The sequence below is a fragment of the Pseudocitrobacter cyperus genome (genome assembly GCF_039889165.1).
Lineage (GTDB): Bacteria > Pseudomonadota > Gammaproteobacteria > Enterobacterales > Enterobacteriaceae > Pseudocitrobacter > Pseudocitrobacter cyperus.
Map to the genome: position 1 here is coordinate 65,131 of NZ_JAYMYY010000005.1, position 23,957 is coordinate 89,087.

Genomic DNA, 23,957 nt, shown 5'->3' on the forward strand with positions numbered 1-23,957 from the left:
ATTAAGTTAAGGGGCCACAATGAAAATATCCCGCCTCGGAGAAGCGCCGGACTACCGTTTCTCACTGGCGAATGAACGAACTTTTTTGGCGTGGATCCGCACATCGCTGGGCTTTCTGGCAGCGGGAGTGGGGCTTGATCAACTGGCGCCTGACTTCGCCACGCCCGTTATCCGCGAACTGCTGGCGCTGCTGTTGTGCCTCTTTTCCGGGGGGCTTGCCATCTACGGTTATCTGCGCTGGTTGCGCAATGAAAAGGCGATGCGTCTGAAAGAGGACTTGCCTTATACGCACAGTCTGTTGATTATCAGTGTTATTTTGATGGTCGTCGCCGTGATTGTGATGAGCCTGGTGCTGTATGCAGGCTAACCGCAAAGCGCGGCGGGAGAACGACCCGGGCCTCCAGCCTGAACGCACGTCCCTCTCCTGGTTTCGCACCTTGCTGGGCTATGCGGCGCTGATGCTGTTGGCTATCAAACACAACTGGCATCAGGCGGGGATTTTGTTCTGGATCTCACTTGCGGTACTGGCAATAGCCGCGTTGGTGCTTTGGCGATATACTCGGAACCGCAACTTAATGGACGTTGCGCAAAATGACTTTGCGCAACCCCGCGTGGTGCGCGATAAGTTTTTTATCGCGCTGGCGGTTCTCTCACTGGCGCTATTGTTCGCAGTAACGCATTTGCGCCAGGTGGGGTTATTGATAAAGGATTATCTATGACAGGATGTCAGGTTATGGTCAAACCGGCCAGCTCTCGCTGCAACCTGCATTGCAGGTACTGCTTCTATATTGAAAAAACGCAACAGCGTGTGATGGATGACGAAACCCTGGAGGCGTTTATCCGTCAGCATATTGCTGCGCAGCCCGGCAATGACGTGCTGTTCGCCTGGCAGGGCGGCGAACCGACGCTCTGCGGGCTTGATTACTTCAAACGCGTGGCGGCGCTTCAGCAGCGTTACGCGGGCGGTAAACGCATTGCCAACGCTTTCCAGACTAACGGTATTCTGCTCAACGATGAGTGGTGCCGCTTTTTCCATGAACACAACTGGCTGGTGGGGATCTCTATCGATGGCCCCGCGCCGCTGCATGATGCATTTCGCGTCAGCAAAAGCGGTAAACCTACGCATCATAACGTTGTGGATGCCATTAACCTTCTGGTTGCTCACCGCGTGGAGTTTAACCTGCTGGTGGTGGTGAACAGCATCAATAGCCAGTATCCGCAGGCGCTGTATCGCTACTTACGCAGGCTCGGCACACCCTTTATTCAGTTCATTCCATTAGTTGAGCAGGAGAGCACGGGGAACTTAAGCGCTGAATCGGTCACGGCGCAGCGCTGGGGAGAATTTCTGACGTCCGTTTTTTCGGTGTGGGTGCGGGAAGATATCGGCAACGTGTACGTACAGTTGTTTGATTCCACGCTGGGCGTCTGGTGCGGCTATCCGTCGCAGATGTGTGCCCACAGCGAGCGCTGTGGTCATGCGTTTGCGCTGGAGTCTAATGGCGACCTCTACCAATGCGATCACTACGTTTATCCGGCTTATCGGCTGGGAAATATCCATCAACAGCCGCTAAAAGTGCTCAACGCCCTCCCGGAGGTCGCTGCGTTTGGCGAGAACAAACAACGCTCGCTGGCGGAGGCCTGCCGCCAGTGTCCTGTGTTGCGATTGTGTCATGGCGATTGCCCGAAAAACCGTCTGCATGAGGGCAGGAGCGCGCTGTGCGAAGGTTATCGCCGGTTCTTTATGCACTGCGCCCCGCATATGAAAACGATGCGTGACCTGATCAAGCACCATCGCTCGCCGGTGGAGTTGATGGTGATGCTGCGGCAGAGCTGATCATATCTTCTGCCTGCCACAGGCAGGCAGAATGAGGGTTTAACGCCCCTTTGCCAGATACTGCGCCATCTCCTCTTCCGGCACCATACCGCCGCCTGTCGCCCAGACAAGGTGGGTCGCATTACTAAGCTGCTTTGTGCTTAATCTGTGCATCTGTTGATACGCAGTGGATGCGCAGATACGCAGCGGCCCTGCCATTCCCGCCAGCGCCGAGGGCTCCAGGCGAATATTCTCCGCCTGCGCCAGCCAGCCCAGCATGTTGTACATCGTCTGGTCATCGAGGGTATACAGGCCATCAAGCAGACGTTCCATTGCGCGGCCGACAAAGCCAGACGCGCGTCCCACTGCCAGACCGTCAGCCGCCGTCAGGTTGTCGATGCCGATATCCTGCACGGAGAGTGCGTCGTGCAGGCCGGTATAAATTCCCAGTAACATACACGGAGAATGGGTTGGTTCGGCGAAGAAGCAATGCACGTTATCGCCAAAGGCCAGCTTCAGGCCAAACGCGACCCCGCCAGGGCCGCCGCCGACGCCGCACGGCAGGTAGACAAACAGCGGATGTTCGGCATCGACAGCCCGACCCTGTTGCGCAAACTGCGCCTTCAGGCGCTGCCCGGCAACGGCATAGCCAAGGAACAGGGTGCGGGAGTTCTCATCATCGATAAAGAAGCAGTTCGGATCGGACTCCGCTGCTTTGCGCCCTTGTTCAACCGCCACGCCATAATCTTCTTCGTACTCGACCACCGTTACGCCGTGGCTGCGCAGCTTCGTTTTTTTCCAGGCGCGAGCGTCAGCGGACATATGCACGGTAACCTTAAAACCGATGCAGGCGCTCATGATACCAATCGACAAGCCCAGATTGCCGGTTGAGCCGACTGCGATGCTGTACTGGCTGAAGAACTGTTTAAATTCAGGGGATAGCAGCACGCTGTAGTCATCTTCGGTGCTCAGCAGGCCCGCTTCCAGCGCCAGTCTTTCGGCGTGGGTCAGCACCTCATAGATGCCGCCACGGGCTTTAATTGAGCCAGAAACAGGCAGATGGCTGTCTTTTTTCAGTAGGATCTCGCCGCTTATCTTCTGGCGGAACTCTTCTTCCAGGCGTCGTTGCATCGCCGGGATCGCCACCACGTCAGATTCAATAATTCCGCCCGTTGCGGCGGTTTCAGGAAAAGCGTTGGCCAGATAGGGCGCGAAACGCGTCAGCCTGTCGTTGGCGGCTTTGACATCCTGCGCGGTCAGGCCAACATAGGGTAAACCTTCGGCAAGAGAAGTGGTGCGCGGGTTAAACCAGGTCGTCTCTTTAAGCGCGACCAGATCTTCCACTAAAGGATATTGAGCGATAAGTTTTTGCATGTTTTCCATAGTACGTCTCTTTGCGCTTAGATGATAAAGGAAAGCAGGAATGTGCATGCCAGTGCAACGACGGAGGCGATAAATATTGCTGTCGTATAGTATTTTAACGTCTCATCTGGGCAACAATCGCCGTGGCGGAGCTTACACCGGCTGCTGATGAAAAGGAGCATCTGGCGCAATTGTCACGTCAGATTGCATGTGGGGATTGATTTTTGATGGGGAAAAATATGAAGCCCCGATTTTTAGACAATTTAAGAAATTTATTCACGACGACGCAGAGGGATGGCGTGGGTGCGGCTAACTTTCCTGGTGATTTTGAAATTGCCACTATTGAGCAAATTCATCAGGCCGTCATGCCTGTCGCGCAAGCGATGCTGGAACCCAGAGGATTTAAGGAACAAAAACCGCTCTGTTGGTTGCGCAGTGAGGATATGCCCATTCGCCAGGTATTCCGACTGTTACAGTGGAAAGGCGGCATTATTGCTCCATCCTGGGGATTATCGTTGGATTTTGTCCCGCATGTTTCCACTCATGCCGTGAAATGGCACAGGACTGAAAAATCAGCGGGGTTTGATGTCATTCATGATGCAAACGACCGTGCGCTGGAAATGCCGTTCCATTATGGTACGAAAGACATAATCGAACGTGCGCCAGAGGTATTACGCCAGGCATTGGCACGGGCGGACATTTTCTGGCATAGCGTACGAACCATTGATGAGCTTCCCGGTGTATTTGCAGCACTGAAGCAGGAAAACGGTGTCCACTTCTATATGCGAACGCAGCACGCCCTTGCCTGTGCTTTTTCGCTGGCGAAGAATGGGCAGCGGGAAGCAGGGATAAAAGAGTTAGAGATATTTATCGCACAAAAGGAGCCATTTATTTCTCCAGCCAGCGCGGACGCGATTAAAAAACGGCTATGGGATTTATTCGATGAGGCCTGTGAACAGAGGGGTAATTCTTAGTAGGCTGGATAAGCCGTTTACGCCGCCAGCCGGCAATGTAAACCGGGGCGGCGTTGTAGCAGGTTACTTACAGAGTCGGCTTAAACCGGCTGTTGATGCTGGTGAAAACGCGAAGCCAGCGGCAGCCAGCAGAGGAAAATCAACAGACCCATTAACGTCATCAGCAGGCCGAGGCTCGCCTGGCCCGTTTGCGGCATCATGGCGGAAAGCCACGCCAGCACGCCGGAGCCGATATTCTGCAGGCCACCAACCAGCGCGCCCGCCGTTCCGGCGAGAAACGGGAAGGGCTCCATCGCACCGCTGGTCGCCAGCGGGAAGAGCATCCCCGCACCAAAGAAGAACAGCGCGGCAGGCACCAGCAGCGTCCAGACGGTCATCACGCCGAACAGGCCAGGTATCCACATCATCAGCCCTGCCAGCAGGCAACTCATCACTGATTGCCACATCAGCGTTGAGAAACGTTTGTTCGGCCGACCGGCAAACCACGCGCCAAAGAATGCCGCCGGAATTGGCAGAATAAACAGAATACTCACTACCATACTGTTCAGGCCAAGCACTGCGCCCATGAGTACGCCAGAGCAGGCTTCAAATACCGCAATGCCTGCGAGGCCGCCAATCAGCATCAGCAAATAGCAGTTGAATGCGCTGCTGCCAAAAAGCGTTTTATAGTTGCTGATAAGCCGCGTTTTCGGCGCACCGGTCGGGCGCGTTTCCGGCATCCAGCGCGCCATGCTAAAGGTGACAATCACGCACAGGGTGAGCAGGAAGGCGTAGCATGCGCGCCAGTTCCAGGCGGTATCAAGCAGGCCGCCAATCAGCGGCGCGAGCAGGGGGCTGACCAGAATACCCATGTTTAACAGGCTGTTAGCGTGGCGAAGCTGGCTGCCTTCGTAAAGGTCACGCGGCAGGGTTCTCGCCATTACGCCGCCCACGCCGGTGCCCATGCCCTGTAAGGCGCTGGCAGCAATAAGCACCGTCAGGTCGCTGGTGGTTATCGCGATGATGGTCGCCAGCATAAAAATCGACATCCCGACGAGGATCACCGGGCGACGACCCACCCGGTCAGAAAGCGGGCCATAGAAAAGTTGCGAAACGCCATAGGTCAGCAGATAGGCTGCCATGACGCTTTGCACCGCGCCCTCGCGAACGTTGAGATCGCGTGCCATATCAGCAATTGCAGGAATATATATGGTTTGCGCCATCTGTCCGACGGCAACCAGCAACACCAGCATCAATAAGATAGTGACGTTTCTTTGGTTTTTCATTTCTCTGATATTTTATAAAAAAGAAAAATATAAGAATAAGCTGCTGCTTATCACCCTAAATGCGGGTGGAATCTACCATATCAAGATGACAATTTAACCATTGGATATGTGAATGATTTGTAGCGGTCAGGCAGGATTTATAGACGGTGACGGCAACTAATCTTGCCAGTCTCAGCGTCGCCCCGGAGTGTGATCGCGCAGACATTTTCACGCAGATGAATTTTTTTCCGTTGCCAGCGCCCGCAACCTGTGTTTGTATAAATTCAATTGATGAATTGATAAACAGGCCCCTAATGACTCCTTCCATGATGACGTCGACCCTACTAAAAACCGCGCTACCAGCCGCGGTGGTCGTCGTGCGTGTGGTGGTGGTCGTCGGCAATGCGCCGTAGGGTCAGGAACAACACACGATTCCAAACCCCGCCGGCGCAAACCGGGCGGGGTTTTTCGTTTAATGACCCCTCCCCGGAAAGTCGGCTCAGAATAAAAGGACTGGAGCATGGCAAGTTCGGGCACAACATCACAGACCACGCGCTTTACTGGCGCAGAGTTAATCGTACATTTACTGGAACGTCAGGGAATTACCATGGTTACCGGTATTCCGGGCGGTACCGTGCTTCCGCTGTACGATGCATTAAGCCAGAGTAAAAAAATCCGCCATATTCTGGCGCGTCATGAGCAGGGCGCAGGCTTCATCGCCCAGGGCATGGCGCGCACCGCAGGAAAACCGGCGGTGTGTATGGCCTGCAGCGGGCCCGGCGCCACCAATCTGGTGACCGCTATCGCCGATGCGCGTCTCGACTCCATCCCGCTGGTGTGCATCACAGGCCAGGTGGCCTCCTCGTTAATCGGTACCGACGCGTTCCAGGAAGTCGACACCTACGGCATCTCTATCCCCATCACCAAGCACAACTACTTAGTTCGCAATATTACGGAATTACCGCAGGTTATCGCAGATGCCTTCCGTATTGCGCAGTCAGGCCGTCCCGGCCCGGTGTGGATAGATATTCCTAAGGATGTGCAAACCGCGGAGATCGAACTGAGCGAACTGCCAGCGCCTGGCGACCGTGCGCCGACGCCTGAGGTTAGCGCTGAGAGCGTGCGTGAAGCCGCCGCGATGATTAACGCCGCGCAGCGCCCGGTGCTCTATCTGGGCGGCGGCGTGATTAACGCCCCGGAACGCGTGCGCGAACTGGCTGAAAAAGCCAACCTGCCGACCACCATGACCCTGATGGCGCTGGGCATGCTGCCAAAATCGCACCCGCTGTCGTTAGGCATGCTGGGAATGCACGGTGCGCGCAGCACCAACTTCATTCTGCAACAGTCTGATTTACTGATTGTTTTAGGTGCCCGTTTTGATGACCGGGCGACCGGGAAAGTGGCAGAGTTCTGCCCGAATGCGAAGATTATCCATGTGGATATCGACCGCGCCGAACTGGGTAAAATCAAACAGCCGCACGTAGCGATTCAGGCGGATGTGAACGATGTGCTGGCACAACTGCTGCCACAGATTGACGCGCAGTCGCGCGACGCGTGGCGTGGCAAGGTTGCGGAACTGCAACAGGAATTTCCGTGCGCCATCCCACAGGAAACTGACCCGTTAAGCCACTATGGCCTGATCAACGCCGTTGCCGCCTGCGTGGACGACAACGCGATTATTGCCACCGATGTCGGCCAGCATCAGATGTGGACGGCGCAGGCTTATCCGCTCAATCGCCCACGCCAGTGGCTGACCTCCGGCGGTCTGGGTACGATGGGCTTTGGCCTGCCTGCAGCGGTTGGCGCGGCGCTGGCGAATCCGGATCGCAAAGTTTTATGCTTCTCCGGCGACGGCAGCCTGATGATGAATATTCAGGAGATGGCGACAGCGGCGGAAAATCAACTGGATGTAAAAATCATCCTGATGAACAACGAAGCGCTGGGGTTAGTGCATCAACAGCAGAGCCTGTTCTACAAGCAGGGCGTGTTCGCCGCGACCTATCCGGGGACGGTCAATTTTATGCAGATTGCCGCCGGATTTGGTCTGGAAACCTGCGACTTAAACCACGAAACCGACCCGCAGGCCGCATTGCAGGCGATTATCAACCGACCGGGCCCGGCGCTGATTCATGTGCGCATCGACCCGCAGGAAAAAGTGTATCCGATGGTACCGCCGGGCGCGGCCAATACTGAAATGGTGGGGGAATAAGCCATGCAAAATACAGCACACGATAATGTCATTCTCGAACTCACCGTTCGCAACCACCCCGGCGTGATGACCCACGTTTGCGGCCTGTTTGCCCGCCGCGCGTTTAACGTCGAAGGCATCCTCTGCCTGCCGATTCAGGACAGCGACCAGAGCCATATCTGGCTACTGGTCAACGATGACCAGCGTCTGGAGCAGATGATAAGTCAGATAGACAAACTGGAAGATGTGGTGAAGGTGCAACGCAACCAGTCTGACCCGACGATGTTTAATAAAATTGCGGTGTTTTTTCAGTAACGCATCCGGTGGTCGACAGCGCAGAAATTCTCTTTATGATGTCGGGGTTGAATGACGCTGTGAGGACGCATGATCTGGATAATGCTGGCGACGCTGGTGGTAGTGTTTGTGGTGGGATTCCGGGTGATGACATCCGGCCCGCGCCGGGCGATTCGTCGTTTAAGTGAACGCATGGGCATTACGCCGATGCCGATTGAGTCGATGATCGATCAACTGGGAAAGGTGCCCGGTAATGAGTACCTGCACTATCTTGAACGCCCGAACGAAGCGCATCTGCAAAATGCTGCGCAAATGCTGTTGATCTGGCAGGTCTTTATTGTCGACAGCAGTGAAGAGAGCATGCATCGCTGGCACCGCCTGCTGCAAAAATCGCGGCTGGCGGCACCCATTACCGATGCGCAGGTGCGGCTGGCGTTAGGGTTTATGCGGGAACTGGAGCCAAACGCCGGGGAACTGAATGCGTTCCAGGTTCGCTATAACGCGCTGTTCCACGATGAAGAGGTCGTGCGCTGGCTCCACTGATGCCTGCTTCGCGGGTTAATCTGCTACTTCCAGCGATGTGAAGGCAAATTTCTCTCCGTCAAAAAGCCCCATGCTGGTGAGCTTCAGCGCGGGGATCACCGGCAGCGATAAAAACGCCATCTGGATAAACGGTTCTGCCGGAAGCGCTCCACACTCACGGCCCGCGGCTTTTAAGTCATCAATCTGTTGCGCCAGAGCGTGGGCCGTATCGGTACTCATCAGCCCGGCAACCGGCAGCGGAAGGTGGCTTTGCACCTGCTCGTCGTGAACGACGCACAGGCCGCCGCCATCGGCAATCACCTGATTGACCGCCAGCGCCATCTCCTCTGCGCTGCGCCCAATGACCACGATGTTATGGCTGTCGTGGCTAACGGTTGCCGCCAGCGCGCCTTTTTGCAGGCCAAAACGCCCCAGCAGACCGCAGGCGGGCGCAAGTTGATGGCCATAGCGTTCGAGCACGGCGATATAGCAGATATCGTCCCGGTCGAAGCCTTCTCCGGTGCAAAGGCATTCACCTGCATTCGTTATCAGCTCATTGGGAATGATATCGATGACCCGATAGCGCTTCCCCGGCGTAAACGACAGATTGAAGTCGGCGGCCGCCAGCGGCGCGCGCCTAACCGTGTTGCCATATGGCGGCCGGGTTCTTTCCAGCCTGGCCGGCTCTTCGGCTTTCAGCGTCTCGCTATTGATGGGCTGCCCTTTTACCCATACCTGTTGGACGCTGACCTGGCGAGCATCGTCAAGCAGCACGATATCGGCTTGTTTACCCGGCGCCAGCAGGCCAAGGTGGTGAAGCCCAAAGTGACGGGCGGCAGACCAACTGGCGACGCGGTAGGCGATATGCAGCGGCACGTTATGCTGTTCAATCAGGCGGCGGATCAGCGCATCAATATGCCCCTCATGGGCGATCTCCCACGGGTTGCGATCGTCCGTACATAGCATGCACTGCGGGCTATTGCTTTCATTGATCAGCGGCGCCAGCGCATTAAGATTACGGGCGGCGGAACCCTCGCGGATCATCAGGGCCATGCCGAGTTGCAGCTTTCTACGCCCCTCTTCCAGGCTGTAGCTTTCATGGCAGTTTTCAATGCCCGCGGCGATATAGGCGTTCAGCGACTTGCCGCCGAGCCCGGGGCAGTGTCCGTCGAGGGTCAAATGACGAAAGGCGTCCAGTTTATCGAGTAGCGCATCCTGGCCTGATATTACGCCGGGATAATCCATGACTTCCGCAAGCCCTGTCACCCGAGGATGATCGCGCCAGCGCAGCATTTGCTCAAGGGTGAAGCCAGCGCCGTTCACATCGCTCCCTTCCAGCGCCGGAACGCAGGAACTGACCTGAATATACTGGTTTTGCTGCGCCTGTTCGGCGCAACGAATGAACCAGGCGAGACCCTCTTCCCCCATCACATTGACTATCTCATGCGGGTCGCAAACCACGGTGGTCAGCCCTCTCGGCAGCGTCGCCGTTTCAAACGTAACGGGCGTCATCATGCTGGATTCAATATGCAGATGCGCATCGATAAAGCCCGGAACGGCGGTGGCTCCCCGGGCATCGATGCGCTGCCGGGCGGCGGCGGTGCGATACTCCGGCCCAACCCCGGCGATATAACCTGCTTTGATAACGATCGGGCCCGCCATTTCGCCGCCATTAATCACATCGAGCAGGATGACGTTATCAATAATATAATCTGCAATGGCTTCTCCCCGAGAAACTGCGAGTAATTCCTGGCGTTGTTTACGGCTAATTTCATGATATTTATGAGTAATCGATGTGTTCATTTATTTTCTCATTATGATTTTATCAAATTGATTTATTTATTATCACTTTAGCGTTTTGGTTATTGGTAAAAGTTTATCTTTTATCAGGATTTTGCAATGTGATAGCTATCACTGAATAAAGTGGAGTGTTTGTTTTAAAAAGAGGGGATTTTAATTTGATATTTATGTTCTCGCCAACGGGTGATAATGATGAACAATGAGATTAATGAGAGTTCAAGGAATGACGTCGGTTTTCTTACGCGTTTTTTTAAGATGAGCCAGCATGGCACTTCGGTACGCACTGAAGTGATTGCCGGATTTACGACATTTTTAACGATGGTATATATCGTATTTGTTAACCCGCAAATATTAGGCGCGGCGCAGATGGATACGAAGGTGGTTTTCGGCACCACCTGTCTGATTGCGGGTATTGGCAGTATTGCTATGGGGCTTATCGCTAACCTGCCCGTAGCGCTGGCGCCAGCCATGGGGCTTAACGCCTTCTTTGCCTTTGTGGTCGTGGGGGCGATGGGGGTGAGTTGGCAAACGGGGATGGGCGCAATATTCTGGGGCGCGATAGGTCTGTTCCTGTTAACGCTTTTCCGTATTCGTTACTGGATGATTGCCAACATCCCCATTAGCTTACGAACCGGGATCACCAGCGGTATTGGTTTATTTATCGCAATGATGGGTTTAAAAAATGCCGGGGTAATTGTTGCTAACAAAGATACCCTGGTCGCTATTGGTGATTTAAGTTCCCATAGTGTCCTGCTGGGTATTGTGGGCTTCTTTATTATCGCGGTTCTTTCTTCGAAAAACTTTCATGCGGCGGTATTGGTATCTATTGTGATCACCTCCTGCTGCGGTCTTTTTTTTGGTGATGTGCATTTTAATGGCGTCTATTCCACACCGCCTTCTATTGGCGGAGTGATTGGTGAGGTAGATTTAAAAGGCGCATTGTCGTTGAGCCTCGGCGGAATTATATTTTCCTTTATGCTAATAAACCTTTTCGATTCATCAGGTACATTAATTGGTGTAACGGATAAAGCAGGGTTAATAGATAAAGACGGCAAATTTCCGAATATGAAAAAGGCGCTGTATGTCGACAGTCTGAGTTCGGTCGTCGGCGCGTTTATCGGCACATCATCGGTGACGGCCTATATTGAAAGCACCTCCGGCGTGTCGGTGGGCGGGCGCACTGGCCTGACGGCGGTGGTGGTTGGCGCACTGTTCCTGCTGGTGATGTTCTTTTCGCCGCTGGCGGAAATGGTGCCGGGCTATGCCACTGCCGGGGCGCTGATTTTTGTCGGCGTATTAATGACCTCCAGCCTGGTTCGCGTTGACTGGAATGACTTTACCGAGTCTGTACCTGCTTTCATTACCACGGTCATGATGCCGTTTACCTTCTCGATCACCGAAGGGATCGCACTGGGTTTCATGAGCTACTGCATCATGAAATTGTTCACCGGGCGCTGGCGCGATCTGAACCTGTGCGTCATTCTGGTGGCTCTGCTGTTTGCCCTGAAAATCGTACTGGTGGATTAACCCAAAAGTGAAAATGCCCGCTGCGAACAGGTAGCGGGCAACACAAAAAAGTTGTCAAAACGTTAAATACGTCACACTCAGGATGATACACTGCGCAACTTCCCCGCATATACACTCACGCCTGGTGACCTATGACCGAACTGCATTCTTCTCCACAGCCTAAAGATCCCGTGACGCGCCCTAACTGGTCGGCGGTTTTTGCGGTGGCTTTTTGCGTCGCCTGCCTGATTACCGTCGAGTTTTTACCCGTCAGCCTGCTGACGCCGATGGCGCAGGATCTCGGTATCTCCGAAGGTCTGGCGGGTCAGTCGGTCACGACTACCGCTTTCGTGGCGATGTTCTCCAGTTTGTTTATCACACACGTTATTGGGCGCACCGATCGCCGCTATGTAGTGATGATGTTCGCTATTCTGCTCACGCTTTCCTGCCTGCTGGTGTCGTTTGCCCACAGCTTTACCGTCTTGCTGCTGGGGCGCGCATGCCTGGGACTGGCGCTGGGCGGGTTCTGGGCGATGTCGGCGTCGCTGACCATTCGTCTGGTGCCTATGCGCGTCGTGCCAAAGGCGCTGTCGGTGATTTTTGGCGCGGTGTCGATTGCGCTGGTGATCGCCGCGCCGCTCGGCAGTTTTCTTGGCGGAATTATTGGCTGGCGAAATGTATTTAACGGCGCTGCGCTGATGGGGGTGCTCTGTATTGTGTGGGTTTTCAAAGCATTGCCATCGCTGCCGGGCGAAGCGGCGCATCAGCAACAAAATATGTTCAGTCTGTTGAAGCGTCCGGGGGTGTTGGCCGGGATGAGCGCCATCTTCCTGGTCTTTGTCGGTCAGTTCTCATTCTTCACTTACATACGCCCCGTTTATATGACCCTGGCGGGGTTCAGCGTTGATGGCCTGACCCTGGTACTGTTGAGTTTTGGGATCGCCAGCTTTATCGGTACCTCGTTCTCTTCTGCCATCCTCAAACGGTCGGTAAAAGGCACCCTGGCCTGCGCGCCCTTTATCCTGACGCTGAGTGCGCTGGCGCTGATTTTCTGGGGGCACTCTCCGGTCGTGGCATCAGCGGTAGCAATCATCTGGGGCTTTGCTTTTGCGCTGGTACCGGTGGGATGGTCGACATGGATCACCCGATCGCTCTCAGACCAGGCAGAAAAAGCGGGCTCAATCCAGGTGGCGGTGATCCAGTTCGCCAACACCTGCGGGGCGGCGCTGGGCGGTATTGCACTGGATCACTTTGGTGTACTGTCGCCGCTGGCGATTTCCGCCTGCCTGATGTTGCTGACTGCGATGCTGGTGGCGACTAAGGTGAAAGTGAGTTAACCCTGTTTGCCGGATGGCGCTGTGCGTATCCGGCCGACAAAAATTACTCCGCTTTCGGGCACTGCACCTGTTTCACCGCTGCTGCGTAACGCTCTGCGTCGTTGCGCTCCAGCGCCAGCGTGGCTTCCCGCACACGAAGACGGTTATCTTCCGTCGCCAGCACCAGGTTGGCGAACTGATCGTCTGTGATAGCACCCGCCGGGGTACAGTTTTTCTTCACGTCCTCAATCACCTGACGCTTTTGTTGCTCAAACTTTAGCCCTGCCAGCGGGGATTCAGCATAGGCTGCGCCAGAAGCGGCCAGACAGGTCGCCAGCGAAAACAGCACTGGAATCATTTTCATGCTCATATCCTTATCGTTGAACCATTCTTCTTAACTATATGTGCAATGGCCGGTTGTGGACAGTTTAATGACTCTCAACGGGCGTACTCCGACGGCGTGAATCCAGCGAAATCAGAATAACTGAAGAGAGGATGAGCAACGTACCGAGCCAGTCCGGCAGGGTGAAGGTGATGCCGAGCAACAGCAGAGACAGAAACGCACTGCTCAGGGGTTCGGCGCAGCTCAGGATGCTGGCGCGTGGGCCACCAATCATCTGTGCGCCTTTCAGATAGAGGCTGAAGGTGAGCGACGTACCGATCACCACCAGGTAGAAGAATGCCAGTACCACGTTGCCGGAAAGCGTAAAGCTTTCACCCTGGTTTGCGTAAAACGGCAGCAGTATCGCGCCGCCAATCAACATGCTCCAGCCGACAATCGGCAGTGTGCCGTAGCGGGCAATAAGCTGCGACGGATAGGTGGTGTAGAACGCCGCGGTAAATGCTGAGACCACTCCCCAGAACAGCGCTTCGCCGGAGATGGACAGTGATGTCGGATTACCGTGCGTCACCAGCAAAAATGTGCCAATCAGCGAGGTGCCGATGGCTGCGAACACCAGCGCGCCGGGGCGTGATTTACGAACCAGCGAGAACCAGGCCACAATGATGGTCGGGGCAAGAAATTGCAGCACCGTCGCGGTGGCGGCGTTGGATTTCTCGATAGTCATCAGAAACGAGAGTTGCACCGTCAGTGCGCCTACCACGGTGAAGAAAAGCAGGCTTAGCGCGTCTTTGCGGTTTTTCATAATGCGGAAGATGCGGTCGCCATGGACGAAAGAGAGCATCAGCAGAATCAGCCCCGCAAACAGCAGTCGCGTCATGGTCAAAAATGGCGAAGACATCTGGCTCTGCTCCATGATGTACTGCGCGCATACGCCTGAACTTCCCCACAGCACGGCGGCGATAAGGACGTTCATCATCCCTCTTCTGGTAGAACCCATGTTGTTGTGATCTCGTCTTAATTTTTATCAGACGGGCATCATAGCATGCAGAAATTGTCGCCCCCAGCGTGAGCCGGGGGCGGAGGATTAGCTGAGGTCGACATTTTTACTGCCGAAAAGCCAGGTGAGCAGGAAACCGCAGAAGTAAGCCACGGCAAGACCCGCAGCATAGACGGCCATACCGGCGTAGATGCCGCTGTTGGAGGTCATCAGCGGCAGCGCCACGAGGCCGGATGGGCCGAACACGGTATTCAGGCCAACGGGCAAACCCATCCACGCGACCAGGCCGATAAAGAAACCGCCGCACGCGCCGCCAAAGCAGGCGGTGATGAAGGGTTTCATCCGTGGCAGGGTAACGCCGTAGATCAGGGGTTCGCCCACGCCCAGCAAACCGGGAATGATCGCGCCTTTGATTTGTGTGCGCAGCAGCGCGCCCTGTTTCGCGCGGAAGTAGAGCGCCAGCGCCGCCCCCACCTGGCCTGCGCCCGCCATCGACAAAATGGTGAACAGTGAGTTAAAGCCCTGCGCATCCATCAGCGCGAAGTAGACCGGCACGAAGCCCTGATGCACACCAAACATCACCGCTAACAGGAACAACCCCGCCAGCACCGCCGATCCGAACGGATTACCGTTGAGGTGCAGGAACAGCCAGGACATCCCCGTAAAGAGATAACCGCCGATCGGCATAATCACCACAAAGGTGACGGCGCCCATTATCAGCAATGTGATGGCCGATGTGAGGATCATATCGAGGTTGGCAGGCATCACGCTGCGCACGCGTTTTTCTACCCATGCGCCGCAGATTGCAGCGATCAGTACGCCGATAATACTGCCGCGCGGGTCGATATCGTGACCGAAGAAGTGGGTCATCCCGGAATAGAAACCGGTGGTCGCTTCAGGGCTATAACCGAGTACGAACAGTGAGGCGATAATCGCCCCATTGACGCCCGAGCCGCCGAACGCTTTTTGCGTGTTGTAGCCAATCAGGATACTCAGGAAGGTAAACATCCCCTTGCTGAAAACCTTCATATAGCTAATCACTTCGATAAGCGTCGCGTTCGGATGGGCGCTCTTCAGCACGAATAACTGCTCTGCAAGCGTAGCAAAACCGAGCAGCAGACCGACGGCAATAAAACCCGGGATCAGCGGGGTAAAAATGGTGGCGAACTTCGCTAAAAATTTCTGAATCCCGCTGGTTTGCTTCTCTTTCAGCGCTTTTTTCTGCGCGCTGGCAACGTCAGCGAGCGAGAGCTCAGACGCTGGCGTCTCTTCCAGCATGTCGTTCATCATCTCGGCGGCGGTTTGCGCCCTGCCAGGGCCGAGGATAATCTGGAACTGCTCTTCGCTGACGACCACGCCCAGCACGCCTTCCACCTGACGAATGTTGGCGATATCGGCCTGATCTTCATTGCGCAGGGTTAAGCGTAGCCGGGTCATACAGTTCCCGGCCTGAACGACGTTTCCGGCTCCTCCCACCAGGGAGAGGAGACGGGCTATCATCTCTTTATTTATTTTCGCCATTCGCTTTATTCTCCGGAGGAATTAGCCGTTCTGTAGCGCCTTGCGGATGTAGCCGTTGTTATCGGCCAACAGGGTAGTCGCTTCGTCAGCGCTGAGATTCGCCAGCACCATCACAATGGCGGTTTTACAGTGGCGATGGCAGGCGTTCAGTGCATTAACCGCGGTTTCGCGGTCACACTCGGTGGCTTCCATCACGATGGACACCTGGCGCTCAATCAGTTTGGCGTTGGTGGCTTCCACATCCACCATCAGGTTGCTGTAGACCTTGCCGCAGCGAATCATCGCGCCGGTGGTAATCATATTCAGCACCAGTTTTTGCGCGGTACCAGCTTTCAGGCGCGTAGAGCCAGTAACCACTTCCGGGCCGACAACCGGGGTAATGGCGATATCCGCCAGTTGCGCCATTTCTCCGTGCGGGTTGCAGGTGAGAGTGGCGACCAGTGCGCCCACGCTTTTCGCGTAGGTCATTGCCCCAATCACGTAAGGTGTACGCCCGCTGGCGGCGATACCTACCAGTACATCATTGGCCGTAAAGTTCAGTGCTTTCAGGTCTTCTGCGCCCTGGGCGACGTTATCTTCCGAGTTTTCAACAGCGCTGAGAATCGCTTTATGACCGCCTGCAATCAGGCCGACAACCTGCTCAGGGCGTGTGCCGAACGTCGGAGGACATTCGCTGGCGTCGAGAATACCGAGGCGGCCAGAGGTACCCGCGCCGCTGTAAATCAGGCGCCCACCTTTTTGCAAGGCCGCGGCAACGGCGTCAACCAGTTGGGCAATTTGCGGCAGGTAGGGGGTGATTGAATGTGCAACCAACTGGTCTTCGCGGTTGATGACCGCCAGCATCTCTTCGGTAGAGAGGGTGTCAATATGGGTGCTGTTGGCGTTGCGGCGCTCGGTCAGCAGTTTGCTCAGGTCGATACTCATAGAAGCCTCGTATTCGTCAATGGCGGCCAGTATAAGGAATTTTTTATTCCTTCCGTGTGAAGGATATCACGATTAAGACCTGGCGAATAAGAGGGGATGTAGATGGTTTGTGACTTACTGCGGTAATAACTTTGGAATATTTTATTACCGCAGTGAATTTTATCGGACTTTGCAGAGAGAAAAGAAGAGGGCGATGGCGTAGGAAATTGCCATGGCGAGACTCATTTTGAGCATGGTTTCGCCACCCAGGCCGGCCAGTGGCGCGGCAATGCCGCCACAGACGAACATCAGCGTGCCCATCAACGCAGACGCAGTACCAGACTGCTCGCTGCTGACCGCGCTCATCGCTTCAGAACCGGATACCGTGCTGATCCCACTCATAAACGAGACGGTAAAGAACAGGCCAACCAGCGCCGGAATAGCAAGATGCAACCAGGCCAGCAGCAGCGTGATGCCCGCGCAGGCGACCGCCAGCAGCAACCCACGACGCAACAGCACTTCGGCGGCCACGCGGTGAGAAAGCTTCGAGAAAGTCAGTGCGGCGATAATCAGGCCAATGCCGTTCAGGCCGAACAGCAGGCTGAATTGCATGGCGCTCATGCCGTACTCGCTCTGAATCACAAACGAGGAAGAGCCGATGTACGAAAACAGCCCGGCCATCATAAAGGCCTGAATCAGGCAGTAGCGCAGGAAGCGGCGGTTTTTCAGCAGCGGCGTATTACGTGTTTGTTGGCCAGTGACGGCGCTTTTCGCGGGCAGCGTTTCATGCAGCACCGCCAGGCTTAACAGCAGCAGAAGCACGCCGATCCCCGCCATACACCAGAAAAGAGTGCGCCAGTCGAAGGCGGTGATGATATAGCCGCCAAGCACCGGCGAGAGCACAGGCGCAATACCGTTGACGGTCATCAGCAGGGCGAAAAATTGCGTCAGCATCGCGCCCTGATAGCGGTCACGGGCGATGGATCGCGACAGTACAGAACCGCCCGCCCCGGCGAAGCCCTGTAAGAAGCGCCAGCCGATCAGCAGGTGAATATCCTGAGTCATCGCACACATCGCGGAAGAGAAGATGAACAGCAGCAACGACAGCGCCAGCGGTTTTTTGCGGCCAATACGGTCGCTTAGCGGGCCGAAGAAAAGCTGGCCGAGGCCAAGACCGATTAACGCGGCCGTTAAAGAAAGCTGCGTTTGCGTGCCGCTCGCACGAAGCTGGTCGGTGATTTCCGGCAGCGCGGGAAGGTAAAAGTCAGTACAGAGTGGGCCGATGGCAGTCAGCAGGCCCAGCGTCAGCACCCATGAGGGGGCGATGCGCGACATAGAAGCTCCTTTTTGTGATTGTGTGGGGGCACCCCTCACCCTAACCCTCTCCCGAAGGGAGAGGGAACCGACTGTGCACGGTGTTGCTTTTCGCCCTTTCCCTCATGGAGAGGGCGGGGTGAGGGTGGCCCCACCTCCCAGCGATTGCCACAACGTAATGCGGTTATCCAGCTCGGTCTGTTGCAGTGCAATCAACGACTGCTGCGCCGACCACAGTGTGCGCTGGGCGGTCAGCACCGTCAGATAATCGCTGCTCCCCGCCTGATAGCGCTTCATCGCAATATCCAGCGTCTGCTGTTCGGCGGCGACATACTGGCGCTGGGCATCCAGTTCTTCACTCAATGTCTGACGGCGAGCCAGCGCATCGGCGACATCTTTAAATGCGCTCTGAATGGTTTTTTCATAAGTCGCAATCAGCCCTTTTTTCTCCGCTTCTGCATAGCGAAGCTGCGCCATATTGCTGCCGCCGGTAAACAGCGGCAGGGTGATGGACGGTGCAAATGACCACACTTTCATGCCATGGCTGAACAGTGAGGAGAGCGAGTCGCTGCCCACGCCTGCGCTGGCGGTCAGGGAAATTGTCGGGAAGAAGTTTGCGCGCGCCGCGCCGATATTGGCGTTAGCCGTCAGCAGGTTATGTTCAGCCTCCTGAATATCCGGGCGGTTGAGTAGCACGGAAGAGGAGACTCCCGCAGGCACCAGCGTGATGGTGTTGTCGCCTAAGCTTTCCAGCGTTCCCGGCAGCAATGAATCCGGCACCGTTTGCCCGGCGAGCAGGTTAATGGCGTTTTTATCCTGCATCACCAGCGTCTGATAACTGGCAACGCTGGCGCGCGCCTGCTGATACACGCTCATCGCGGAACTGACATCCGTCGCGGCGGCAGTGCCCACTACCATCTGGCGTTTCACTATCTTCAGCGAATCCGCCGCGCTGTTCATCGTCTGCTGCGCCAGCGCCAGATTACTGTTATCGGCGGCGAGCGTTACCCACGCGGTGGTGAGTTCGGAAATCATGGTCAGACGCGTATTCTGCGCGGTGTATTCGCTGGCAAGCCAGGTCTCGCGCGCGGCGCGGGAAAGGCTCTGATTACGGCCAAACAGATCCAGTTCGAAGCTGGAGACCGCACCATCCGCCTGTGCAGTGGTGCTGATGCCCGTGGTCGTGGTGCGACTACGGCTGCCGCTTAACTCAGCATCGACCGTCGGGAAGAGCGACGCGCGTGTTTCACCATACTGAGCGCGGGCGGCATCGATATCAGCAATCGCCTTTTGTACATCGCGGTTACTGGTCAATGCCATGCTCACCACTTTGTTCAGGCGAGCATCTTTTACCACCTGCTGCCAGTTGCCAATTACCGCCGTCGCCTGACCCTGCGTACCCGGCAGTGTCGCCGGAATGGGAGCGTCGGGTCGTTGATAGTTTGGATCGAGTGACACACAGCCGACGCTCAGGAAGGCAATAAATAAAACAGAAAGACGAAACATAACTTACCCCTGACGGCGTTTACCGGCGAACAAGCTCTTCACCAGCACAAAGAATAATGGAACGAAGAAAATCGCCAGCAGCGTCGCCGTCAGCGTACCGCCGATAATCCCGGTACCGATGGCGATGCGGCTGTTCGCGCCTGCGCCTGTAGCAATCGCCAGCGGCGTTACCCCGGCGACAAATGCCAGCGAGGTCATGATGATCGGGCGTAAACGCGTCTGCGCCGCACGCAGCGCCGCACGAGAGAGCGAGTAGCCTTCGGCTACGGCGGCTTCGGCAAATTCCACAATCAGAATGGCGTTCTTCGATGACAGACCAATGGTGGTGAGTAGCGCCACCTGGAAGTAAACGTCATTACTTAAGCCGCGCATCCACGCTGCCAGCGCCGCACCCAGCAGGCCGAGTGGGATAACCATGATGACCGAAATCGGTACCGACCAGCTCTCATACAGCGCCGCCAGGCACAGGAACACCACCAGAATGGAAATGGCGTACAAACTTAGCGCCTGACCGCTGGCCAGTTTTTCCTGCAATGACAGCCCACTCCACGCCCAGGTAGAACCGGCTGGCAGATTGTTGGCGAGCGTTTCCATGGTGGTCATCGCGGTACCAGAACTGGAGCCGGTGGCGTTTTCACCCTGAATTTCATAGGCGGCAGAGCCGTTGTAGCGCACCAGACTTTCCGGCCCATATTCCCAGCGAGTGGTGGCGAAGGCGGAGAACGGCGTCATGCTGTCATCGCTGCCGCGCACAAACCATTTACTGAGATCGGATGGTGCCGAGCGGGAATTGCTATCGCCCTGGATATACACTTTTTTCACGCGACCACGGTCGATAAAGTCATTCACATAGGTACCGCCCCAGGCGCTTGACAGCGTCGAGGTGACATCGCTCAGCGATAGCCCCAGCGACACGGCTTTGTTGTTGTCGATATCGACCTGCAACTGCGGCGTTTGCGGCATATCGTTGGCGCGAACGGCGTGAAGCGTGGCATCCTGGTTGGCTTTGCCGATCAGCTCATCGCGCATTTTCAGCAGTTCCGCACGGTCGGTGCCGCCGCTCGCCATCAGTTCAAATGTAAAGCCGTTACTCTGACCGAGACCATCGACAGAAGGCGGCGTCATGGCGAACAGCGTTGCATCACGAATGGCACCGAGTTCTTTGATGGCGCGCAGGGCAATCGCCTGAGCGGTATTTTCCGCGCCCTTACGTTCAGACCAGTTTTTCAACGAGACGAAGGCCATCCCGGCGTTCTGCCCGCTGCCGCTGAAGCTGAAGCCATTAATGGTAAAGATAACGTTGGTGTTATCTTTCTCTGTCGTGAGGAACCAGTCGGAGACCTGCTTACTCACTTCGGCGGTACGTGAGTTGGTCGCGCCCGCAGGCAGCGTGTACTGCACCATGATCTCGCCCTGGTCCTCAGTCGGCAGGAAGCTGCCGGGCAGTTTCCACATCGCCAGTGCCATACCGCCGCAGATCGCCAGATACACCACCATCACCAGCCCGGAGCGGCCCAGCGTGTTGAGCACTTTGTGTTTGTATTTGCGTTCGGTCGAGCCGTAGAAGCGGTTAAACGCGCCGAAGAAGCCTTTTTTATGTGGCGGCGTGTGGCGCAAAATCGAGCCGCACAGCGCAGGCGTTAAGGTCAACGCCACCACCACTGAGAGCATCATCGCCGAAATAATGGTGACCGAGAACTGACGGTAAATCACCCCGGTCGAGCCGCCGAAGAAGGCCATTGGCAGGAATACCGCCGAGAGCACCAGCGCGATCGCAATCAGCGCCCCGGAGATTTCTCCCATCGATTTTTCCGTGGCTTCGCGGGCGGGCAGCCCTTCGTCGCGCATAATACGCTCGACGTTCTCGACTACCACGATGGCGTCATCTACCAGAAGCCCGATAGCGAGCACCATCGCAAACAGCGTTAAGGTGTTAATTGAGTAACCGAACAGCGCCAGCACGCCAAAGGTACCGAGCAGCACAACGGGCACCGCCAGCGCCGGAATCAGCGTTGCGCGGATGTTTTGCAGGAACAGATACATCACGCAGACTACGAGGATAATCGCCTCGAACAGCGTCTGCACCACGTCTTCAACGGAAATCTTAATGAACTCGGTGCTGTCTTTCGGATACGCGACGTCATAGCCCTGCGGCATATTACGTTTGTATTCGTTAATTTTGTCCTTCACCAGCGTGGCGGTGCTCAGGGCGTTTGCGCCCGGCGCCAGCATCACCGCCATCCCGGCTGCCGGGTGACCGTTCAGTTTGGCGATAGCGGTGTAATCTTCACTGCCCATTTCCACGCGCGCCACGTCGCCGATGCGCACCACCGCGCCATTAGACTGGCTTTTGACGATGATATCTTTGAACTGAGCGACCGTTTGCAGACGCGACTGCGCGCGCACGGTGGCGGTCAACTGTTGGGTATCTGGCGATGGCAACGCCCCGATTTTACCGGCGGAGACCTGCACGTTCTGCGCTTCAATCGCCGTCTGCACATCCGATGGCATCAGCGAGTAGGACGCCAGTTTCGCCGGGTCCATCCAGATGCGCATCGCGTATTCCGCACCGAACACTTGCAGGCTACCGACACCGTCGAGACGGGCCATTGGGTCCTGCATGTTACTCACCAGCCAGTCGGCGATATCCGAGCTGCTGGCTTTATCGGTTTTATCGTACACGCCCATAATGAGCAGGAAGTTGCTCTGGGATTTCACCACCGTCACGCCGGCCTGCTGAACTTCGCTCGGCAGGCGCGATTCGGCCTGCTGCACTTTGTTCTGAACCTGCACCTGCGCGGTATCCGGGTCGGTACCTTGTTCGAAGGTCACGGTAATGCTCACCGAACCGTCAGAGCTGCTGGTGGAAGTGAAATAGAGTAGATTATCGAGCCCGGTAAGCTGCTGTTCGATAACCTGCGTTACGCTGTTTTCCAGCGTTTGTGCCGATGCCCCGGTATAGGTGGCAGAGATTTTAATCGACGGCGGCGCAACGTCCGGGTACTGCGCCACCGGCAGCGTTTTGATAGCCAGCATCCCGGCCAGCATGATCAGAATAGCGATAACCCAGGCAAAGACCGGGCGACGCACGAAGAAACGGGCAAACATCAGGCGTTTCCTCCGGTGGACTGCACTTCAACGGGTTTCACCTGCTGGCCTGCAACCACTTTTGCCGAGCCTTCAACAATCAGTTTATCGCCCGCTTTCAGACCCGTTAACACCAGCCATTTATCGCCATAGGTGTCGCCGGTTTCCAGCTCGCGTTGTTCAACTTTGTTATCCGCGCTGACCACCAGCGCAGTGGCAACGCCTTTCGCATCGCGCGTGACGCCCTGCTGTGGCGCGAGGATCGCATCGTTCATGATGCCTTCATCGACTTTGGCGCGCACAAACATCCCCGGCAGAAGCTGCTGTTTCGGGTTCGGGAACACGGCGCGCAGGGTGACGGAACCGGTCGATTCATCCACCGCCACTTCGGTGAGCGCCAGGCGGCCTTTCTCGCTGTAGGTTGAGCCATCTTCCAGAATCAGCGCCACGTTCATGGTGTCGCTGTTGGTGGCAAGTGATTGTTTGCGCAGGCGTAGCAGGTCAACGCTTGAGCGGGTGAGGTCAACGTACATGGTATCGAGGCCGCGAATCGTCGCCAGCGCGGTGGTTTGCTCGGCGGAGACCAGCGCGCCTGGCGTCACGGAAGAAATACCGATCCGCCCGGCAATTGGCGCGGTGATGGTGGTCCAGTTCAGATTGATGCGGGCGCTCTCAAGCGCCGCTTTTTTTGACTCAACGCTGGCTTTGTCCTGCGCACAGGTTGATACCGCGTCGTCTGCGTCCTGACGGGAAACGCCGTTCTCTTTCACCAGTTGCGCGTAACGCTGGGCTTTCGAGCAATCGGCGGTGACCAGCGCCTGCGCCTGTTTCAGGGAGGCGGCGGCTTCGTTATAGGTCGCGCGGAAGCTGTCCGGCTCGATCTGATAGAGCGCCTGCCCGGCTTTTACATTATCGCCTTCATTAAAAAGCCGTTTCTGAATAATGCCTGTGACCTGTGGGCGCACTTCCGCGCTCAGGGCGGCGGCGGTGCGCCCGGTCAGCTCGCTGACGACGGAGACGGGTTGGCTTTTTAATATTACGACCCCCACTTCCTGCTCCGGACGTTGGGGCGCTGATGTTTGCGCATTATCGCATCCGCTCAGGAGAAATAATGCGGCAAGTGTGGTTGTGATGTATTTCATCTTTATTCTCAAGGTGAATGACGTCCTCCCCGCAAATAGATTGCGAGGATTTAAGGGAAAACGAATCCGCATCGCCGGTTGCCCGGAAATGACAAAAAGGGGGAATTGACTCCCCCTGTTGTTTA

General features: G+C 56.1%; 21 protein-coding genes and 1 pseudogene. 10 read left to right on the forward strand and 12 right to left on the reverse strand.

Features of this window, described 5'->3' with window-relative positions; all coding sequences use genetic code 11:
- Positions 1-19: 19 nt before the first annotated feature.
- Genes VSR74_RS16190 through VSR74_RS16200 form a run of 3 tightly spaced genes read left to right on the forward strand, consistent with a single transcriptional unit; the run spans position 20 to position 1,834 of the window.
- Complete coding sequence (locus tag VSR74_RS16190; protein ID WP_347795668.1) at positions 20-367, forward strand: YidH family protein; 348 nt, start codon at positions 20-22, stop codon at positions 365-367.
- On the forward strand, positions 357-719 hold the full coding sequence (locus tag VSR74_RS16195) for a DUF202 domain-containing protein (RefSeq protein WP_347795669.1): 363 nt from the start codon (positions 357-359) through the stop codon (positions 717-719). The genes VSR74_RS16190 and VSR74_RS16195 overlap by 11 nt, the downstream gene beginning before the upstream one ends.
- Positions 716-1,834, forward strand: coding sequence for an anaerobic sulfatase maturase (locus VSR74_RS16200; RefSeq protein WP_347795670.1), 1,119 nt, complete (start codon positions 716-718; stop codon positions 1,832-1,834). The genes VSR74_RS16195 and VSR74_RS16200 overlap by 4 nt, the downstream gene beginning before the upstream one ends.
- 39 nt (positions 1,835-1,873) lie before the next feature.
- Here VSR74_RS16200 and dsdA read toward each other — a convergent pair whose 3' ends face one another.
- Positions 1,874-3,196, reverse strand: coding sequence for a D-serine ammonia-lyase (gene dsdA, locus VSR74_RS16205; protein WP_347795671.1), 1,323 nt, complete (start codon positions 3,194-3,196; stop codon positions 1,874-1,876).
- Between the two features lie 17 nt (positions 3,197-3,213).
- A pseudogene (locus tag VSR74_RS16210) lies at positions 3,214-3,303 on the reverse strand (hypothetical protein); the annotation flags it as partial.
- A gap of 96 nt (positions 3,304-3,399) precedes the next feature.
- On the opposite strand from VSR74_RS16210, the gene VSR74_RS16215 reads away from it, so the two are divergent.
- Positions 3,400-4,149, forward strand: a complete 750-nt coding sequence (locus tag VSR74_RS16215) for a hypothetical protein (protein ID WP_347795672.1) — start codon at positions 3,400-3,402, stop codon at positions 4,147-4,149.
- 80 nt (positions 4,150-4,229) lie between these two features.
- Here the strand turns inward: VSR74_RS16215 and emrD are convergent, their stop codons facing one another.
- A complete protein-coding gene (gene emrD / locus VSR74_RS16220) occupies positions 4,230-5,414 on the reverse strand; it encodes a multidrug efflux MFS transporter EmrD (protein ID WP_347795673.1) in 1,185 nt (394 codons plus the stop codon).
- Between the two features lie 293 nt (positions 5,415-5,707).
- Here emrD and ivbL point away from each other — a divergent pair, with 293 nt between their 5' ends.
- The 4 genes from ivbL to VSR74_RS16240 all read left to right on the forward strand — a co-directional run bounded on the left by ivbL (position 5,708) and on the right by VSR74_RS16240 (position 8,418).
- Complete coding sequence (gene ivbL, locus VSR74_RS16225) at positions 5,708-5,806, forward strand: ilvB operon leader peptide IvbL (RefSeq protein ID WP_072277096.1); 99 nt, start codon at positions 5,708-5,710, stop codon at positions 5,804-5,806.
- Between the two features lie 107 nt (positions 5,807-5,913).
- Positions 5,914-7,602, forward strand: coding sequence for an acetolactate synthase large subunit (ilvB, locus tag VSR74_RS16230; protein ID WP_347795674.1), 1,689 nt, complete (start codon positions 5,914-5,916; stop codon positions 7,600-7,602).
- A 3-nt stretch (positions 7,603-7,605) separates the two neighbouring features.
- Positions 7,606-7,896, forward strand: a complete 291-nt coding sequence (gene ilvN, locus VSR74_RS16235; RefSeq protein ID WP_347795675.1) for an acetolactate synthase small subunit — start codon at positions 7,606-7,608, stop codon at positions 7,894-7,896.
- Between the two features lie 69 nt (positions 7,897-7,965).
- Positions 7,966-8,418, forward strand: coding sequence for a DUF1198 family protein (locus VSR74_RS16240; RefSeq protein ID WP_347795676.1), 453 nt, complete (start codon positions 7,966-7,968; stop codon positions 8,416-8,418).
- 15 nt (positions 8,419-8,433) lie between these two features.
- On the opposite strand, the gene adeD is transcribed toward VSR74_RS16240, so the two are convergent.
- Positions 8,434-10,200: an adenine deaminase gene (gene adeD, locus VSR74_RS16245; protein ID WP_347795677.1), complete on the reverse strand. Its 1,767-nt coding sequence runs from the start codon at positions 10,198-10,200 to the stop codon at positions 8,434-8,436.
- 189 nt (positions 10,201-10,389) lie between these two features.
- On the opposite strand from adeD, the gene VSR74_RS16250 reads away from it, so the two are divergent.
- The gene (locus VSR74_RS16250) at positions 10,390-11,724 is read left to right on the forward strand and encodes an NCS2 family permease (protein WP_347795951.1); all 1,335 of its coding nucleotides are present in this window, start codon (positions 10,390-10,392) and stop codon (positions 11,722-11,724) included.
- Between the two features lie 131 nt (positions 11,725-11,855).
- Positions 11,856-13,040 carry a purine ribonucleoside efflux pump NepI gene (gene nepI / locus VSR74_RS16255; protein ID WP_347795678.1) on the forward strand — a complete coding sequence of 395 codons (1,185 nt, stop codon included), beginning with the start codon at positions 11,856-11,858 and terminating at the stop codon, positions 13,038-13,040.
- Positions 13,041-13,083: 43 nt separating this feature from the next.
- Here nepI and VSR74_RS16260 read toward each other — a convergent pair whose 3' ends face one another.
- From VSR74_RS16260 to VSR74_RS16295, 8 genes are all read right to left on the reverse strand, one after another.
- Positions 13,084-13,383 (reverse strand): YicS family protein, encoded by a 300-nt coding sequence (locus tag VSR74_RS16260; RefSeq protein ID WP_347795679.1) that lies wholly within the window; start codon positions 13,381-13,383, stop codon positions 13,084-13,086.
- A gap of 64 nt (positions 13,384-13,447) precedes the next feature.
- Complete coding sequence (locus VSR74_RS16265) at positions 13,448-14,359, reverse strand: carboxylate/amino acid/amine transporter (RefSeq protein WP_347795680.1); 912 nt, start codon at positions 14,357-14,359, stop codon at positions 13,448-13,450.
- Positions 14,360-14,446: 87 nt separating this feature from the next.
- A complete protein-coding gene (murP, locus tag VSR74_RS16270; protein ID WP_347795681.1) occupies positions 14,447-15,880 on the reverse strand; it encodes a PTS N-acetylmuramic acid transporter subunit IIBC in 1,434 nt (477 codons plus the stop codon).
- A gap of 21 nt (positions 15,881-15,901) precedes the next feature.
- On the reverse strand, positions 15,902-16,804 hold the full coding sequence (gene murQ / locus VSR74_RS16275; RefSeq protein WP_347795682.1) for an N-acetylmuramic acid 6-phosphate etherase: 903 nt from the start codon (positions 16,802-16,804) through the stop codon (positions 15,902-15,904).
- Between the two features lie 159 nt (positions 16,805-16,963).
- The gene (locus tag VSR74_RS16280; protein WP_347795683.1) at positions 16,964-18,118 is read right to left on the reverse strand and encodes a multidrug effflux MFS transporter; all 1,155 of its coding nucleotides are present in this window, start codon (positions 18,116-18,118) and stop codon (positions 16,964-16,966) included.
- A 102-nt stretch (positions 18,119-18,220) separates the two neighbouring features.
- A complete protein-coding gene (locus VSR74_RS16285; RefSeq protein WP_347795684.1) occupies positions 18,221-19,603 on the reverse strand; it encodes a TolC family protein in 1,383 nt (460 codons plus the stop codon).
- Positions 19,604-19,606: 3 nt separating this feature from the next.
- A complete protein-coding gene (locus VSR74_RS16290; RefSeq protein WP_347795685.1) occupies positions 19,607-22,711 on the reverse strand; it encodes an efflux RND transporter permease subunit in 3,105 nt (1,034 codons plus the stop codon).
- Entirely contained in the window at positions 22,711-23,832 is a 1,122-nt protein-coding gene (locus tag VSR74_RS16295; RefSeq protein WP_347795686.1) for an efflux RND transporter periplasmic adaptor subunit, read from the reverse strand. Before VSR74_RS16295 ends, VSR74_RS16290 begins: the two co-directional genes overlap by 1 nt.
- Positions 23,833-23,957 lie beyond the last annotated feature (125 nt).

Excerpts from the sequence above, each read along its gene's own strand:
- VSR74_RS16250 (WP_347795951.1), top strand. The coding sequence starts at position 10,390 with ATGAACAATGAGATTAATGAGAGTTCAAGGAATGACGTCGGTTTTCTT.
- VSR74_RS16260 (WP_347795679.1), bottom strand. The coding sequence starts at position 13,383 with ATGAAAATGATTCCAGTGCTGTTTTCGCTGGCGACCTGTCTGGCCGCT.
- VSR74_RS16285 (WP_347795684.1), bottom strand. The coding sequence starts at position 19,603 with ATGTTTCGTCTTTCTGTTTTATTTATTGCCTTCCTGAGCGTCGGCTGT.
- VSR74_RS16190 (WP_347795668.1), top strand. The coding sequence starts at position 20 with ATGAAAATATCCCGCCTCGGAGAAGCGCCGGACTACCGTTTCTCACTG.
- VSR74_RS16200 (WP_347795670.1), top strand. The coding sequence starts at position 716 with ATGACAGGATGTCAGGTTATGGTCAAACCGGCCAGCTCTCGCTGCAAC.
- VSR74_RS16295 (WP_347795686.1), bottom strand. The coding sequence starts at position 23,832 with ATGAAATACATCACAACCACACTTGCCGCATTATTTCTCCTGAGCGGA.
- VSR74_RS16240 (WP_347795676.1), top strand. The coding sequence starts at position 7,966 with ATGATCTGGATAATGCTGGCGACGCTGGTGGTAGTGTTTGTGGTGGGA.
- ivbL (WP_072277096.1), top strand. The coding sequence starts at position 5,708 with ATGACTCCTTCCATGATGACGTCGACCCTACTAAAAACCGCGCTACCA.
- VSR74_RS16280 (WP_347795683.1), bottom strand. The coding sequence starts at position 18,118 with ATGTCGCGCATCGCCCCCTCATGGGTGCTGACGCTGGGCCTGCTGACT.
- VSR74_RS16195 (WP_347795669.1), top strand. The coding sequence starts at position 357 with ATGCAGGCTAACCGCAAAGCGCGGCGGGAGAACGACCCGGGCCTCCAG.
- VSR74_RS16265 (WP_347795680.1), bottom strand. The coding sequence starts at position 14,359 with ATGGGTTCTACCAGAAGAGGGATGATGAACGTCCTTATCGCCGCCGTG.
- VSR74_RS16290 (WP_347795685.1), bottom strand. The coding sequence starts at position 22,711 with ATGTTTGCCCGTTTCTTCGTGCGTCGCCCGGTCTTTGCCTGGGTTATC.
- adeD (WP_347795677.1), bottom strand. The coding sequence starts at position 10,200 with ATGAACACATCGATTACTCATAAATATCATGAAATTAGCCGTAAACAA.
- murQ (WP_347795682.1), bottom strand. The coding sequence starts at position 16,804 with ATGAGTATCGACCTGAGCAAACTGCTGACCGAGCGCCGCAACGCCAAC.
- dsdA (WP_347795671.1), bottom strand. The coding sequence starts at position 3,196 with ATGGAAAACATGCAAAAACTTATCGCTCAATATCCTTTAGTGGAAGAT.
- ilvN (WP_347795675.1), top strand. The coding sequence starts at position 7,606 with ATGCAAAATACAGCACACGATAATGTCATTCTCGAACTCACCGTTCGC.
- nepI (WP_347795678.1), top strand. The coding sequence starts at position 11,856 with ATGACCGAACTGCATTCTTCTCCACAGCCTAAAGATCCCGTGACGCGC.
- murP (WP_347795681.1), bottom strand. The coding sequence starts at position 15,880 with ATGGCGAAAATAAATAAAGAGATGATAGCCCGTCTCCTCTCCCTGGTG.
- ilvB (WP_347795674.1), top strand. The coding sequence starts at position 5,914 with ATGGCAAGTTCGGGCACAACATCACAGACCACGCGCTTTACTGGCGCA.
- emrD (WP_347795673.1), bottom strand. The coding sequence starts at position 5,414 with ATGAAAAACCAAAGAAACGTCACTATCTTATTGATGCTGGTGTTGCTG.